Genomic DNA, 14,309 nt, shown 5'->3' with positions numbered 1-14,309 from the left:
AGACACCACATGCCGAATCCCGAACCACGTCACGTCTCGATCCTGGCCACGGGCTCGTTCCTGCCCGGCGACCCGATCGACAATGCCACCCTGGAGCGCCTGTGCGGCACCCTGCCCGCCGAGGTGCTCGACAATATCCAAGTACGCCAGCGGCATTGGATGATCGATCCCGCCACCGGCAAGCACGGCACCGGCACCAACACCATGGCCGCCACCGCCGCACGACGCGCCCTCGCCCGCGCGGACATCGATCCGGCGGAGGTGGACCTGCTGGTGGTGTCCTCGGCCAGCCCCGAATACCAGCTGCCGGCGGTGGTCACCTATGTTCAGGAGCAATTGGGCCTGGGGCACTGCGCGTCCATCGAATTCCGGGCCGCCTGTACGGGTTTCGTGCAGGGACTGGACTACGCGCGGCGCATGCTCGCGGACGGCACCTACCGCACCGCCGTGGTGATCGGCGCGGAGGCGATCTCCCCGCTGCTGGCCCCGATGTACCTGGGCATGGACCCGGAGTCGGTGCGCATGCGTGACCGGCTGGTCATCAACTCCTTCGGCGACGGGGCCGGGGCGGTCGTGCTGCGCGCCGGGGAACCGGGCACCGCCGACCCGAACGGCGAATTCCAGTTCGCCACCGCCTGTTTGGGCGGCGACCGCAAGCCCGGCATGCAGATCGTGGGCGGCGGCACCCACGAGCCCGTGGCCGATCAGGCCAAACGCAAGCGCCTGGTGGAGATGAAACTCGATGTCTCCGGGACCGCCACCTTCGGGCCGAAGGTCTTCGTGGCGGGCATGCGCGACATGCTGACCCGCACCGGGCTCACGGTGGCCGAGATCGACGCCTGCGTGCTGCCCGAGGGCAATGCCGACTACTTCACCGCCGAGTTCGATGCCGCCGGAGTCTCTCCCGAGGACCAGGCGGTGCTGGCCAAGAACATCGTGGAGAACCTCGCCACCGTCGGCGCGACCGGCTCCGCCGCCGTGCCGCTGGCCCTCGACGAGGGCTGGGTGCAGGGCCGCGTCCGGCCGGGCGACCAGGTCCTGCTGCTGGCCGTGGAGGCCAGCCGCTACCTGTACGCCGGCCTGTCGCTGCGCTGGGAAGCGCCCGCGCCCGGTGAGGAGACCACGAATGTCCACGCCTGAGCCGGTTTTCACCCCCGAGGACAATGCCCGCATCATCCGGCGTGTGTTCGACGAGTTCGTCAACGCGGGCGACTTTTCCGTGGTCGACGAGATCTACGCGCCGGACATGGTCGATCACCAGCCCCTGCCCGGCGCGCCGGAGGGCACCGAGGGCGTCAAGTACACCATCGCCGGTCTGCGCCAAGGCTTTCCGGACCTGCACGTCACCATCGAAGCGCTCAGTGCGCACGCCGACCATGTGGTCATCCACAACACCTGGCGCGGCACCTTCACCGGTGAGTTCCTGGGAATGGACCCCACCGGGGAAGGGATCGAATTCCACGGTGTGGTGGTGTGGCGGCTGGCGAACGGCCTGATCGCCGAGCGCTGGGGCATCGGCGTCGAGTCCTCCATGCTGGAGGCACTGGGCCTGGGCTGGCTGATGTCCGGCGCGTTGGCCCGCAAGGGCCGCCGCCGCGGCGGCGGGATGGATCTCGCGGATCTGGCGGCGGCCGCCACCGCGCTGACCGCGACGGAACAGCCGTGACGGCCCAACCGCTCACCGTCCTCATCTCCGGCGGCGGCATCGGCGGCCTGGCCGCCGCACTCGCCCTGCGGGAGCGCGGCATCCGCGTGCGGGTGTTCGAGCGGGCCACCGAACTGCGCGATGGCGGTGCCGGACTGCACATCTGGACCAATGGCACCATCGCGCTGCAACGGCTGGGCGTACTCGACGAGGTGCTGGAAACCGCGCCGATCCAGCACATCACCCACTTCGGCACCTGGCGCGGTGACCTTTTCGGCGCATGGCCGGTCGGCGACTTCGCCGACCGGTACGGCGCTCCGACCATCGCGGTCGAACGCTCGGTGCTGCATCGGGTGCTCAGCGCGGCGGTGTCGGCGTATCCGGGCGGCACCGAGATTCGCACGGGCGCCGGAGTTGCCGGCTTCGAGCAGGACGACGCCGGCGTCACCGTGGAACTGTCCGACGGTGAGCGGGTGCGCGGCGACGTCCTCATCGGCGCGGACGGCATCAACGGCGCGGTGCGCCCCGGACTGCTCGGCGAGCGCCCGCCGCGCTACACCGGCTACATCGCCTGGCGCGGCAAAGCCGAACTGCGACACGAGAAGATCCCGCCGGGCACCTTCTACGCCCTGTTCGGTCCCGGTACCCGCTTCACCTTCTACGACGTCGCACCCGGCGTCGTGCACTGGATGAGCGTCGCCAACGGCGCACCCGGCGGCCGCGATACGGGCGACGTCCGGGCGATGCTGCTCGAGCGTCATCGCGGCTGGATGCCGCCGATCGCGGACATCCTGGAAGCCACGCCGCCGGAGGCCATCATCCGCAGTGATGTGCTGGACCGGCCGCCGGACCGGCGCTGGGGGTCCGGCCGGGTCAGCCTGCTCGGCGACGCCGCCCACCCGATCACCTTCAATATCGGCCAGGGTGCGTGCCAGGCGCTCGAGGACGCGCTGGTGCTCGCCGAGGAACTGGACACCACCGATCCCGTGAACGCATTGCGCCGCTATGAGAAACAGCGCCGCGCCCGCACGGCCGGTCTGCAGCAGGTCGCCCACCGCATCGGCCGACTGGGCGCGCTGGAGAACCCCCTGCTCATTCGGCTGCGGGAACTCGGCATGCGCGCGGTGTGGCCGCGGCTGGTGTTCCGGATCGCCGAGCGCGACCAGATCGCCTACGCCACCCGCTGGCGCACACCAGCGAAACCCCTGCCGGACAAGAGTTTTCAGACAGACGGAGCATGACATGAAGCAATCCCAGACGGAGAGCGACTTCTTCGGCGACTTCGCCGAATCCTGGTGGGACGACGATTCCGCCATGAAGGGCCTCACCTCCTTCCAGCGCCCGCGCTTCGAGTACTTCGACCGATTCGTGAAGGACTGGTCGGGCAAGAAGGTTCTCGACGTCGGCTGCGGCGGTGGCTTCACCACCGAGTTCCTCGCCGGGCGCGGGGCCGTGGTCAGTGGGATGGACCCGTCCGCCCGCCTGGTCGCCGCCGCCCGCGCGCACGCCGAGGCGACCGGCAAGGCCATCGAGTACGCGGTCGGGCGGGCCGAGAAGCTGCCGTACCCCGACGCCGCCTTCGACGTCGTCACCTGTGTCGACGTGCTCGAGCACGTCGACGATCCGGCGCTGGCGGTCCGTGAGATCGCCCGCGTGCTGCGCCCCGGCGGAATCTTCTGCTACGACACCATCAATCGCACGCTCATGGCCCGGATCGTCATGATCTGGATCCCCGAGTACCTCACCGGCATGGTGGCCCGCGGCACCCACCATCACCACCAGTTCATCAAGCCCGCGGAGCTGCGCCGCCACCTCGACGCGGCGGGCCTGACACCGCTGGCGAAGCAGCGCGGGCTGACCATTCTCGGCAAGCGACGCGACGGCAACCTGCTCATGTTCACCACCCCGGACCTGTCCTCCACCTACATCGGCGCGGCGGTGCGGTCGTGAAGGCGGTCTTCTACCGGCGCTACGGCGACGCGTCGGTCCTCGAATACGGCGAACTGCCGGTGCCCAAGATGGCGCTCGACGGGGTGCTGCTCGACGTCAAGGCCGCCTCGGTCAACCCGATCGACTGGAAGGCGCGCGAGGGCTATCTGGATCCCTTCGCCGACACCGTGTTCCCGATCGTCCCCGGTGCCGACGTATCCGGGGTGGTGCGCGAAATCGGGATCGGCGTCACCGAATTCGCCGTGGGCGACGAGGTCGTCGGCTGTGTCCGCGAGGACTATCTGAGCCGGGGCGCCTTCGCCGAGGTCATGCCCGCCCCGGTGCGAGCGCTCGCGCTCAAGCCGCCGAATCTGGGCTGGGCCGAGGCCGCCGCCATGCCGCTGGCCGCGCTCACCTCCTACCAGGCACTGGTGCGGATGCTGGATGTGCGACGCGGCGAGACGGTGCTGGTGCACGGCGCGGCGGGCGGCGTCGGCAGTGTCGCGGTGCAGCTGGCGGTGCACCTGGGCGCACGCGTGATCGGCACGGCCAGCGACCGCAATCACGCCTTCCTGCGCGAACTGGGCGCGGAGCCGGTGAATTACGCTGTGGGACTGGCTGATTCGGTGCGCACGCTCGCGCCGGCCGGGGTCGATGTGCTGCTCGACGCGGTCGGCAAGCGCATACAGCGCACGGTGCTGCCGCTGCTCGCGCCGCACGGCCGGTTCGCCTCGGTGGTCGATCCCAAGGCCCGCGAACTCGGCGGCGCGTACGTGTTCACGCGACCCGACACCGGGGATCTGGCGGTGGTGGCCGCGCTCGCGGGCAAGGGCGTGTTCCGGGTGCCGGTCGGCGCGGTCTACCCGCTGCCCGACGCCGCGCAGGCGCACTTGCTCAGTCAGGGCGGGCATGCCCGCGGAAAAGTGGTGGTCGCCGTGGACGTGGCCGCCTGTGCGGAGGAAAGACTCTACGATGAACGGTAATTCGATGCTCGTCCGACGCACCCAGGCGATGGTGCGGCAGGCGGCGTGGTCCCAGGCACTGGCCCGCATCGCCATCGGCACCGGCATGCTCACCGCGCCCGCGGCCGTCGCGAAGTCCTGGTCCGGTGAGTACGACGAGGACGCCTCCTCGCTGCCGACCCGCGCGTTCGGCACCCGGGACGTGGTGATCGGGCTCGGCACCCTCTGGTCGCTGCGGCGCGGACATCCGGTGCGGCACTGGTTCGTCCTGGGTGTCGCGCTCGAACTGGTGGATGCGACAGTGACGCTCAACAAGCGCGCCCGCCTCGGCCTCACCGGCCCTCCGGACACCTGGGAGTTGCTCACCGCGGCCGGATTGGCGGGCGGAATTATGGTGGCCGCGGCCTTGCGCGAGTAAATACCTGACCAAGTCCGCTTATATCGGATCACAGCCCACACCGGGCAGGAACTGGACATCGTGACAATCACAGTTCGGTGAAACCTGTTGTGCTGCAAGGTGCAACATACTATTCACGACACCTTGCGACGATAACTACGCCGAGGATTCTTCCCATGAATTATTTCTTACTGTCCGCCATCGGAATTTCGATCATGACGACGGCTGTGGTCTACGGGACGGATTTTTTCTGCGCCCTGGTGTTGCGCACGGCGCTGGCTCGCATCGACGACCGCGCGCTGACGGCCGCCACCGGACGCATTCACGAGGTCGCCGACAAGCGCATGCCGATTCCCGGCGCCGTCGGCGTGGTCGCGGCGGTCGTCGCCGCCGGGGCCGCCTTCCTGGACGGGAAGGCGGCCGCGGGCATTCTCACAGCGGCGGCAGTGCTGGCCCTGGCCATCTGGCTCGGCATCTACGCGCGGGTCAGCGCTCCGGTCAACAAGGAACTCACCGCCGCGGTGCTGGCCGACCGGGTGCCGGTCGACGTCCGGGACATGCAGCGCACCTGGGACAGCGTCATCGTGGTCCGCGTGATCCTGCAGGGAATCGCCCTGGTCGCACTATTTCTCGCGGCGCTCTCGGTGTAATCGAGTGCGCCGCACCATAACCCGCCCGCGCGTTCGCGCGTGACGACGGGAAACGAAGGCGTGGCAATGATTCAGTTCAAACTCCTCGGGCCCGTGCAGCTGCACGTGCACGGCAAGATCGTGGACCTGGGTCCGCCCCGGCAGTGCAGCCTGATGGCCGCGCTGCTGGTGGATTCGGGCCGGCCGCTGTCGATCGACACCCTGATCGACCGGGTCTGGGGCGACTCCCCGCCGGCCGCCGCGCGCGACGCCGTCTACACCTACGTCGCCCGGCTGCGCGGTCTGCTCACCGAGGCCACCTCCGGCACCGGCGCGGACCCGGTCCAGGTGCACCGCGGCCCCGGCGGCTACATGCTCTCCACCCCGCCGGAATCGGTCGACCTGTGGCACTTCATGGATCTGGTCGACCGGGCCCGCGCCACCGACATCGACGATCCCGATCGGGTCGAGCGGCTGTCGGCCGGGCTGAACCTGTGGAACGGCAGTGCCATGACGGGTCTGGACAGCGAATGGGCCCGGCGGCTCAGCGAATCCCTGCACCGGCTCAAGCACGAGGTGACCGCGGACTGGGCCGACGCGGAGATCCGGCGCGGCAATCACTCGCTCGTCATCAACCGGCTGCACACCACGCTGCTCGAGGATCCGCTGGTGGAGGGGTTGCAGGAGCGGCTGATTCGCGCCTACTTCCTCAATGGCGAGACCGCCCAGGCGCTGCGGCAGTACGAGCTGGCGCGCCGGCTCATCGCCGACGAACTGGGCGCGGACCCGAGTCCGGGGATGCGGGATCTGCACAGCCGCATCCTGCGCGGCGACCTGCCCGAGCTGGACGCACCGGCCTACCCGCCGCTCACCGTGCGCGCCGAATCCGGTGGGCTCCGGCCGCACGGCCTGGCCGTCGCGCCCGATACGCTGCCGCTGGCTCCGCTCGGATTCAGCGGCCGGGACACCGAATTGGCGACGCTCACCGGCATGCTGACCGACGATCCCGCACCGCGGCCGGTGCTGGTGACCGGCGGCGCGGGGGTCGGCAAAACGGCGCTGGTCCTGCAGGCGGCGGACTGCCTGCGCGACCGCTTTCCCGAAGGACTGCTGTACGCCGACCTCGCCGAGGGGCCGTGCACCACCCCGGAGACGGTGCTCGGACGGCTGCTCACGGCGCTGGGCATACCGGCCGACGCCATGCCGAAGTCCCTGGCCGAGCGGGTCAATCTGTACCGGGCGCGGCTGGCGCATCGGCGGGTGCTCGTCATTCTGGACAATGCCGCCACCGAATCCCAGGTCATCCCGCTGCTGCCCCCGGGCGGGGTCGGCACCGCCCTGATCACCAGCCGATTCGCCCTGGGGCTCACCACCGTTCGCACCTTCGTCCTGCACGAGCTGTCCCGCACCCAGGGGCTGCAGATGCTGGTCGCCACCGTCGGGCGCGCCCGCGTGCTGCCCGAATGGGAGGACGCCGGGACGGTCGCCGACCACTGCTCCGGCATTCCGCTGGCCTTGCGCGCCGTCGCCTGCCGCATGACGACGCGGCCCCATTGGACCTTCGCCCACATGCTCGCGCGGATCAGCGATGAACAGCGCCGCCTCGAAGTGGTGTCGTATCAGGCGCTGGACATGCGCGCGAGCCTCGATCTCACCTTCGACCGGCTCGACCCCACCGCCGCCGGACTGTTCCGGGAGCTCGGTCGCCGGATACCGGCCGGAACCGAGTTCACCGCACCGGCATTGGCCGATCTGCGCGTCGATCAGGTGGAGGACGCCCTGGACCGGCTCGTCGACGCCTACCTGCTGTCCGAGGTCGGTCGCGACGATGCCGACCGCACCCGCTACCGAATGCTCGACATCCACCGCATCTATGCCAAGAACCTCGGAGACTGATCATGTCGCGTTCCGTGCAACACACCACCCCCTACCCGTACCCGGACACCCTGTTCCATCGCGTCCTCGGCTCCCGCGAGTATTGGGACCAGCGTATTCACGAAATCGACGGTCCCGATGCGGAATTGGCTGCCTTCGATGCGGCGGGCGGCCTGGCAATGGTCACCGTGAACACCGTCATCCCCGCTTCGGCGCTGCCCGGTCCGGCCGCGACCTTCCGGCCCCACGGGGTGCGCTACCGCTACAGCGAGTCGTGGCACGAACCCGAGGACGGCGTGGCCCGGGGACGGATGCAGGGGCAGGTGGAAGGCATGACCATCTCGCTCACCGCCGATCTGGTGGTGCGCCGCACGGAGATCGGTTGCGAGTTCACCATGTCGGGCTCGATCGAGGCGCGAGTTCCCCTGATCGGCAGGCTGATCGAGGCCGATATGAGCAAGACCTTCGCGAACACCGCCGCCGCCATCGACGAATTCACGATGAAGTGGCTGGAGAACGCGGAATGAACGACCCCGTGCTGATTACCGGGGCGACCTCGGGCCTCGGTCTGGAGACCGCGAAATGTCTGGCCGCCGAGGGTATTCCGCTGATCCTCGGATGCCGTGACCCGCAGCGGGCCGAGGCAGCGGTTCAGCAGATCCGCACGCTCGCGCCCGATGCCAGGATCGAACTGGTCGAACTGGAGCTGGCCTCGCTCGATTCGGTCGACGCGGCCGTGGCGGAACTGCGCCGCCGGAAGAATCCGCGGCTGGGCGCGGTGGTGTGCAATGCCGGCCTCCAGATCGTGGACCGCGTGCGGACCTCCCAGGACGGCTATGAACTCACCTTCGCGGTCAATCACCTCGGGCATTTCGCGCTCGTCACCGGGTGCGCCGATCTACTCGCGCCGGGCGCGCGGGTCGTCGTGGTGTCCAGCGATGTGCACCAGGGGCCGCGCAAGTCCATGGGCTTCCCCGCGCCGCAATGGCGTCACCCCCGGGAGCTGGCCGACGGGAACGACCAGCGGGACTCGGGGGCGGACGGCCGAATCCGTTATGCCACCAGCAAACTCGCCAATGTCTACTTCACCCATGAGCTCGCTCGGCGTTGGCGCGACCGGGGTGTCACGGCCAATGCCTTCGATCCCGGGCTGATGCCGCAGACCGGGCTGTCGCGCGGCTACCCGACTGTTGCGCGTATCGGATTCCGGTTCCTCGCACCGGTTCTCATTCGGGTCATGCCCATCGCCCGCACCGTCACACGGTCGGCGGCGGACCTCGCCTGGCTGGTCACCGCACCCGAACTCGCCGACACCACCGGTAAATACTTCACGGGGGCGGCGGAGGTGCCCAGCGCACCGGAGTCCTACGACGAGGAGCGAGCCGCCGAACTCTGGCGGGTCTCCGAAGATCTGGTCCGGGCCGGGCGACACGTGCCGCCCGCCGAACGGCGTTGAGCCCGATGCTGACTCGAATCGCGCTCTTCGCCCAGCACCGCGCGCGGGCCGTGCTGGCGGTGGCGGGGCTGGCCGCCGTGCTCTGCTACGCCGTCGGCTGGTCCGCGCCGATGCACCTGCAGTCCGGTGGCTTTCAGGCGCCCGACTCCGAATCCACCTGGGTGGACCAGTATCTCGAACAGCATTTCCCGGGTGCCGCGCCGAACGTCGTGCTACTGCTCACCGCGCCCGACGGCATCGACGGTCCGGCCGCCACCACCGTGGGAAAGCAACTCACCGATGAACTGCGCGCCGATTCGGATCTGCAAGGCGTGCAGTCATATTGGAGCGTCGCGACCGAGATGCGGCCGGCCTTGCGCAGCAAGAATCAGCACAGCGCCGTCATCGTGGCCTTCGCGCGCGGCGATGACACCGCCGCACCCAAGGTGGCCGACGCCATCGCCGAGAAGTACAACGGCACCCGCGACGGGGTCGAGATCCGGGCGGGCGGTGAAGCGGTCGCGCTCGCCCAGATGAGCCGCCAGGTGACCCTCGATCTGGTGCTCATCGAATCGATTGCCGTCCCGCTGGCCGGTATCGCCCTGGTGCTGGTGTTCGGCAGCCTGATCGCCTCCATGCTGCCGCTGCTGGTGGGTGTGGTGACCATCGGCGCCGCGCTGGCGGTCCTGCGCGGGCTGGCCGCCGTCGGGCATGTCTCGATCTTCGCGTTGAACATGACCACCGCGCTCGGGTTCGCGGTGGCGCTCGACTCCAGCCTGTTCATGGTGAGCCGGTTCCGGGAGGAGATCGCGGCGGGCGCAGACACCGCCGAGGCCGTGGTTCGCACGGTGCGCACAGCCGGGCGCACCGTGTTGTATTCCGGTCTGACCGTGGCCCTGTCGCTGTCCGCGCTGCTGGTGTTCCCGCTGTACTTCCTGCGCTCGTTCGCCTACGCCGGGCTGGCCGTGCTCGCGGCGGCGGTGTTCACCACGCTGCTGGTGCTCCCCGCGGCCCTGGCGCTCATGGGTTCCCGGGTCGACGCCTGGGATGTGCGGCGGTTCCTGCGCCGCCGTCTCGGACGCCCCGACCCCGTACCCGTTCCCGTCGAAGACGACCGCTGGTACCGCTTCGCCATGGGTGTGATGCGCCGTCCCGTGCTGTGGATCACCGCCGTGGTGGCGGTCCTGCTGCTGCTCGGATCACCGTTCCTCACCGTGCGTTTCGGCTGGGCCGACGATCGGGTGCTCGCCGCCGGCTCCAGCCGCGATGTCGGCGACGCCTCCCGGTCCGGCTTCTCCGAGAACCTGACCGCGGGCATCCTGGCGATCCTGCCCGACGATCATGGTGGCACCGCGGCGGTCGGCGACTACGCGAAGACGCTGTCCCAGATTCCCGATGTCACGTCGGTACTGTCCAGCGCCGGGGCCTACGCCGGCGGATTCCAGGTGGCCGGACCGCAATCCGCGCTGGCCGGGGACGCGGGCACGTATCTGCGGATCGGCACCCGCCTCGACCCCTATTCCACGGCGGCGACCACTCAACTCGACCGCCTGCGCGCGGTCCCCGCCCCGGGCCGGGTGCTCTTCGGCGGACCGGCGGCCCGCAATGCCGACTCGGTGTCCACCCTGGCCCGGCGAGTTCCCCTGGCGCTGAGCATCATCGCGGTGTCGATGTTCCTGGTGCTGCTGATGTTCACCCGCAGTGTGGTGCTACCGATCAAGGCACTGGCGCTGACGGTGCTGTCGCTGACGGCCACCTTCGGCGCGATGGTGTGGATCTTCCAGGACGGACACCTCTCGGGCGTACTGGGATTCACCTCGACCGGCTATCTGGTCCCGACCATGCCGATCCTGATGTTCTGCCTGGCATTCGGCGTATCCATGGACTACGAGGTGTTCCTGCTGTCACGCATTCGGGAGGAGTATCTCGCCTCCGGCGCAACCGGTCGCGCCGTCGCCGTCGGAATCGCCCGCACCGCAAGGATATTCACGGCCGCGGCGGCCCTGCTGGCCATCGCCTTCGTCGGCATGGCGTTCTCCGGGGTGTCCTTCGTCCAGCTCTTCGGCCTGGGACTCACCCTGGCCGTACTGGTCGACGCAACGATCATCCGCACCATCCTGGTCCCAGCCCTCATGCAGACCATGGGCCGCCTCAACTGGTGGGCTCCGGGCCGGCGGCATCCGGAACCAGCCGAAGTGGCCTGCAGCCCGCAGGTGTTGTAATCGGCCAGGCGGCGCTGTCCGAGCCTGCGCCCCGGATTCATGCATCGCAGGAAAAGCGACAGAGCCGCAGGTCGATGACCTGCGGCTCTGTCGTTCTGTGGAGCTAAGGGGACTCGAACCCCTGACCCCCACACTGCCAGTGTGGTGCGCTACCAGCTGCGCCATAGCCCCGTGTTCACTTCTCTGCCAGCCGGGCGTTGCCCTGCTTGCTTGAACGAAGTTACACGACTGGTGTCGAACAAACCAAATCGCCTGTACAGAGGCTGGCGGCGGCGATCTTATCGATGTAGTCTCGAACGCATGTTCGATAGCCGAGAGGTGGAGGCGATGGGCGAAGAAGAGCTGATCGACGCGCTGCGGCGGGCACACGGGGCGGCGGCGTTCGCACAGGCGGCGGAAATCACAGCGGTGCGGGAGGTGTATCGCCGGCATCGGGCCGGGAATGCCGCGCCGGGAGCGGGCGGGGTGCGTGCCGGGGAGTTCGCCGCGGCGGAGATCGCCGTGGCGGTGCACGTATCGGAGGCGGTGGCGGCGGCCCTCATCGATATCGGGTTGGCGCTGGATTCCCTACCGCAGACCAAGCACGCCTTCGCGGCCGGGCGGATCGACCTGTCGCGGGTGCAGGTGATCGCGGACAGTCTGCGCGGCCTGCCGCACGAGGTGCGAGAAGTGCTGGAGCCCAAGCTGATCGAGGCGGCGCTACGCTCGGATCCGGCCCGATTACGCCAGACCGCCCAGCGCTGGGTCACCCGCCTGGACCCCGAGGGTGAGACCCGCCGCCGCGAGGAGCGCGAGCAGGACCGCGACGTCCGCATTCGCGCGGTGCAGGACGGCATGGCCGTATTCGACGGCCTGCTGCCCGCCGCCGGAGCCCAGGCGCTCGCCATGCGGCTACGCGAAATGAGCCTCCAGGTCTGTGAGGCCGATCCCCGCACCATGTCCCAGCGCCGCACCGACGCGCTGGTCGCGCTCGCCGACGGCTCCGGCCGCCTGCGCTGCGGCTGCGGCCGGGGACTCGACTGCCCCAAGGCCGACGCCCCCACCACGCCCCGCCGCCCGCTCATCCAGGTCGGGGTCTCCGCCGAAACCCTGCTCGGACTGCGCGACGATCCGGCCTTCCTCGCCGGCTACGGCCCGATCGACGGCGCCCTCGCGCGCACCCTTGCCGAACACGCACGTTTCCAGGTGATTCCGGAGTACTTCCCGAACGAGGCCGCCCAGGAGACGAACGCGACGGACGGAGCGGCCCCTCAGCGCGCCGAACCGGCCGGCGCGCCGGGCCCCCGCACCTCGCACAGGCCGGAGTCACGGACCAATACGGTCCGGCAAGCTCCCTGGGAACGCGCCATGACCGCTCTGGATTCGAAACCCGTGGCGGTAAGAGCTTTTTCGAGCGCGCCACCCCGTGAGGTCCGCGCCGTCGATGGCCTGTGCCGCTTCCCCGGCTGCACCATGCCCGCGGCGGAAACCACTCTGGTCCAGTTCGAGCCGCATCCCTCGCGCGGCGCCACGGGCCCGAATCCCGCCTACCGCGCCGTCCTGTGCACCCATCACCATCGGCTGAAGTTACTGGCCGACAGGGGAAAACACCCCTGGCGCGTCTATCTCTCGGACACCGATCGCATGCGCTGGATCGACCCCAGTGGCGAGTCGCACGAAACCGTGCGCGAAGGTGCGCGCTACCTGTTCCCGCACACCGATATCGACGCACCCGCCAGGCCACACCCCCTGCGCGTCGTTCCCGACCCCATCGAAACCGCCACGGCTGGAGCAGCTTTCACCCAGGACCTGGCCTACCCGATGGAATCCCACATCCTCATCCACCCCCAGCTGTCCCGCGCCACCCCGGACAACGACATCCCCGAAACCCCCAGCCGAGCCGCATCGCGCTGACCTGCAAGATCCCCTCCCCGACCACGGAGCCGAGTCCCCAGCCCGGCTCCCTCCCCGGGGTGCGGCTCACTTCTCCGTTCCCCCGAGGGCCGCACCCCACCCATTCCGCCCGGCATGCGGTGGTGCACAAGAACATCCGAATTCCTGTGCACCACTGCATGTTCTGGCCCACCACGGCATGCTGGTCGCATGAGCGACCACGAATCGAGCCAGGAAGCCGACCTGCGGGACCCGCTGTTGCTGGAGCAGCGGCGGCAGCTACTGCAGGATCGGCTGCAGACCCTCCGCGCGGACCTGGCGGACCTGACCGCCGCCTACCGCGATCTCCCCGACTCCGGCCTGCTGCTCGATACGCCGGGCACCGGCGCACTCACCACCCCGGCCTACTGCGTCGCCGGCGCCGCCGAGGTGTTCGACGAGGCCCTGATCGAACTCGATGCCGCCGAGGACGCGCTGGGCCGGGCAGCCACCTACACAGGTTGCCTGCGCCGGCCCGTCCTCGACGCCTGAAGCCTTATCGCCCAGCCTATTTCGCGGCGTCGAGGACCCAGTTCTTGTTGTTCACGTCGACCTTCTTGCCGTCGATGAAGACCGACGGGGTGGCGGCGCGATTGTTGAGGGCGTCGTTGAGGGCCTTCAGCGCGGCTTCGGCGTGGGCGCGGCCGGTGTCGGCGCGGTCGCCGGAGGTGATGCACTTGGCGACATCGTCACCGGCGCCCGCCTCCTTGGCGATGGCGGCCAGTTCCTTGTTGTCGTGGTCGGAACCGCCCTCGGCGGGCTGCTTGGTGGTGAACAGCAGCGAGTGGAACTTCGAGTAGACCGGACCGTCACCGGCCTGGGCGACGCACTCGTTGGCGGCCACCGCGCGGGTGGAGTAGTCCTTGCTGCCCGACCGCGGGTCGAGGAAGTTCACCAGGCGGTACCGCACCGCGATCTTGCCGAGGTCGACCTGCTGGGCGATCTCCTGCCCGTAGATCTTCTCCAGCTGACCACACGCCGGGCACAGCGGATCCTCATAGATGTCAATGGTTTTCGCATTGGGCTTGCCCAGCACAATGGCTCCGTCGGAATCCAGCGCCACCGACACCGCAGGATCGTGCACCGGACCGTACCCGTCGTTGCGCACCTCGTCCCCGCCGCCGCGATTCCACAGGTAGAGGGCCGCCACGATCACCACGACCACGACAACGGCCAGCCCGGCCAGCGCGTAGGTGGTCTTGCTCGAGACCGGCCGCGGTGTGTGCTTCGAAGTCGGTTTGCTCACCCGCAACACTCTGCCCGACGCCCCCACCCGAGCAACACCCACCCCGCCCCACCAAAAT

The 14,309-nt window shown here is 69.3% G+C and carries 14 protein-coding genes and 1 tRNA gene; 13 read left to right on the top strand and 2 right to left on the bottom strand.

What is annotated here, in order from left to right; genetic code table 11:
* The first annotated feature begins 9 nt into the window (after positions 1-9).
* From ACFXIV_RS12515 to ACFXIV_RS12465, 11 genes are all read left to right on the top strand, one after another.
* The gene (locus tag ACFXIV_RS12515; RefSeq protein ID WP_379399730.1) at positions 10-1,140 is read left to right on the top strand and encodes a 3-oxoacyl-[acyl-carrier-protein] synthase III C-terminal domain-containing protein; all 1,131 of its coding nucleotides are present in this window, start codon (positions 10-12) and stop codon (positions 1,138-1,140) included.
* Positions 1,127-1,666 carry an ester cyclase gene (locus tag ACFXIV_RS12510; protein WP_379399731.1) on the top strand — a complete coding sequence of 180 codons (540 nt, stop codon included), beginning with the start codon at positions 1,127-1,129 and terminating at the stop codon, positions 1,664-1,666. The genes ACFXIV_RS12515 and ACFXIV_RS12510 overlap by 14 nt, the downstream gene beginning before the upstream one ends.
* On the top strand, positions 1,663-2,886 hold the full coding sequence (locus tag ACFXIV_RS12505) for an FAD-dependent oxidoreductase (protein ID WP_379399732.1): 1,224 nt from the start codon (positions 1,663-1,665) through the stop codon (positions 2,884-2,886). The genes ACFXIV_RS12510 and ACFXIV_RS12505 overlap by 4 nt, the downstream gene beginning before the upstream one ends.
* 1 nt (position 2,887) lies before the next feature.
* Positions 2,888-3,595, top strand: coding sequence for a bifunctional 2-polyprenyl-6-hydroxyphenol methylase/3-demethylubiquinol 3-O-methyltransferase UbiG (ubiG, locus tag ACFXIV_RS12500; RefSeq protein ID WP_379399733.1), 708 nt, complete (start codon positions 2,888-2,890; stop codon positions 3,593-3,595).
* The gene (locus ACFXIV_RS12495) at positions 3,592-4,557 is read left to right on the top strand and encodes an NADP-dependent oxidoreductase (protein WP_379399734.1); all 966 of its coding nucleotides are present in this window, start codon (positions 3,592-3,594) and stop codon (positions 4,555-4,557) included. Before ubiG ends, ACFXIV_RS12495 begins: the two co-directional genes overlap by 4 nt.
* Positions 4,547-4,954 (top strand): hypothetical protein, encoded by a 408-nt coding sequence (locus tag ACFXIV_RS12490; RefSeq protein ID WP_379399735.1) that lies wholly within the window; start codon positions 4,547-4,549, stop codon positions 4,952-4,954. The genes ACFXIV_RS12495 and ACFXIV_RS12490 overlap by 11 nt, the downstream gene beginning before the upstream one ends.
* 155 nt (positions 4,955-5,109) lie before the next feature.
* Complete coding sequence (locus ACFXIV_RS12485; RefSeq protein WP_379399736.1) at positions 5,110-5,583, top strand: DUF1772 domain-containing protein; 474 nt, start codon at positions 5,110-5,112, stop codon at positions 5,581-5,583.
* A gap of 66 nt (positions 5,584-5,649) precedes the next feature.
* Complete coding sequence (locus ACFXIV_RS12480) at positions 5,650-7,458, top strand: BTAD domain-containing putative transcriptional regulator (protein WP_379399737.1); 1,809 nt, start codon at positions 5,650-5,652, stop codon at positions 7,456-7,458.
* A gap of 2 nt (positions 7,459-7,460) precedes the next feature.
* On the top strand, positions 7,461-7,964 hold the full coding sequence (locus ACFXIV_RS12475; RefSeq protein WP_379399738.1) for a DUF2505 domain-containing protein: 504 nt from the start codon (positions 7,461-7,463) through the stop codon (positions 7,962-7,964).
* On the top strand, positions 7,961-8,893 hold the full coding sequence (locus tag ACFXIV_RS12470; RefSeq protein WP_379399739.1) for an SDR family NAD(P)-dependent oxidoreductase: 933 nt from the start codon (positions 7,961-7,963) through the stop codon (positions 8,891-8,893). The genes ACFXIV_RS12475 and ACFXIV_RS12470 overlap by 4 nt, the downstream gene beginning before the upstream one ends.
* Before the next feature lie 5 nt (positions 8,894-8,898).
* Positions 8,899-11,094, top strand: coding sequence for an MMPL family transporter (locus ACFXIV_RS12465; protein ID WP_379399740.1), 2,196 nt, complete (start codon positions 8,899-8,901; stop codon positions 11,092-11,094).
* A 98-nt stretch (positions 11,095-11,192) separates the two neighbouring features.
* Here ACFXIV_RS12465 and ACFXIV_RS12460 read toward each other — a convergent pair.
* Positions 11,193-11,265, bottom strand: a tRNA-Ala gene (locus ACFXIV_RS12460).
* Positions 11,266-11,394: 129 nt separating this feature from the next.
* On the opposite strand from ACFXIV_RS12460, the gene ACFXIV_RS12455 reads away from it, so the two are divergent.
* Together ACFXIV_RS12455 and ACFXIV_RS12450 are read left to right on the top strand one after the other, a co-directional pair.
* The gene (locus ACFXIV_RS12455; protein ID WP_379399741.1) at positions 11,395-12,987 is read left to right on the top strand and encodes a DUF222 domain-containing protein; all 1,593 of its coding nucleotides are present in this window, start codon (positions 11,395-11,397) and stop codon (positions 12,985-12,987) included.
* A 189-nt stretch (positions 12,988-13,176) separates the two neighbouring features.
* Complete coding sequence (locus ACFXIV_RS12450; RefSeq protein WP_379399742.1) at positions 13,177-13,497, top strand: hypothetical protein; 321 nt, start codon at positions 13,177-13,179, stop codon at positions 13,495-13,497.
* A gap of 16 nt (positions 13,498-13,513) precedes the next feature.
* Here the strand turns inward: ACFXIV_RS12450 and ACFXIV_RS12445 are convergent, their stop codons facing one another.
* Positions 13,514-14,251: a DsbA family protein gene (locus ACFXIV_RS12445; RefSeq protein ID WP_379399743.1), complete on the bottom strand. Its 738-nt coding sequence runs from the start codon at positions 14,249-14,251 to the stop codon at positions 13,514-13,516.
* Positions 14,252-14,309 lie beyond the last annotated feature (58 nt).

The organism is Nocardia sp. NPDC059236 (assembly GCF_042754085.1).
Taxonomy (GTDB): Bacteria; Actinomycetota; Actinomycetes; order Mycobacteriales; family Mycobacteriaceae; genus Nocardia.
This window is presented reverse-complemented; position numbering and strand designations above follow the sequence as displayed.

Excerpts from the sequence above, each read along its gene's own strand:
- ACFXIV_RS12485 (WP_379399736.1), top strand. The coding sequence starts at position 5,110 with ATGAATTATTTCTTACTGTCCGCCATCGGAATTTCGATCATGACGACG.
- ACFXIV_RS12455 (WP_379399741.1), top strand. The coding sequence starts at position 11,395 with ATGTTCGATAGCCGAGAGGTGGAGGCGATGGGCGAAGAAGAGCTGATC.
- ACFXIV_RS12475 (WP_379399738.1), top strand. The coding sequence starts at position 7,461 with ATGTCGCGTTCCGTGCAACACACCACCCCCTACCCGTACCCGGACACC.
- ACFXIV_RS12490 (WP_379399735.1), top strand. The coding sequence starts at position 4,547 with ATGAACGGTAATTCGATGCTCGTCCGACGCACCCAGGCGATGGTGCGG.
- ACFXIV_RS12470 (WP_379399739.1), top strand. The coding sequence starts at position 7,961 with ATGAACGACCCCGTGCTGATTACCGGGGCGACCTCGGGCCTCGGTCTG.
- ACFXIV_RS12465 (WP_379399740.1), top strand. The coding sequence starts at position 8,899 with ATGCTGACTCGAATCGCGCTCTTCGCCCAGCACCGCGCGCGGGCCGTG.
- ubiG (WP_379399733.1), top strand. The coding sequence starts at position 2,888 with ATGAAGCAATCCCAGACGGAGAGCGACTTCTTCGGCGACTTCGCCGAA.
- ACFXIV_RS12515 (WP_379399730.1), top strand. The coding sequence starts at position 10 with ATGCCGAATCCCGAACCACGTCACGTCTCGATCCTGGCCACGGGCTCG.
- ACFXIV_RS12510 (WP_379399731.1), top strand. The coding sequence starts at position 1,127 with ATGTCCACGCCTGAGCCGGTTTTCACCCCCGAGGACAATGCCCGCATC.
- ACFXIV_RS12480 (WP_379399737.1), top strand. The coding sequence starts at position 5,650 with ATGATTCAGTTCAAACTCCTCGGGCCCGTGCAGCTGCACGTGCACGGC.
- ACFXIV_RS12450 (WP_379399742.1), top strand. The coding sequence starts at position 13,177 with ATGAGCGACCACGAATCGAGCCAGGAAGCCGACCTGCGGGACCCGCTG.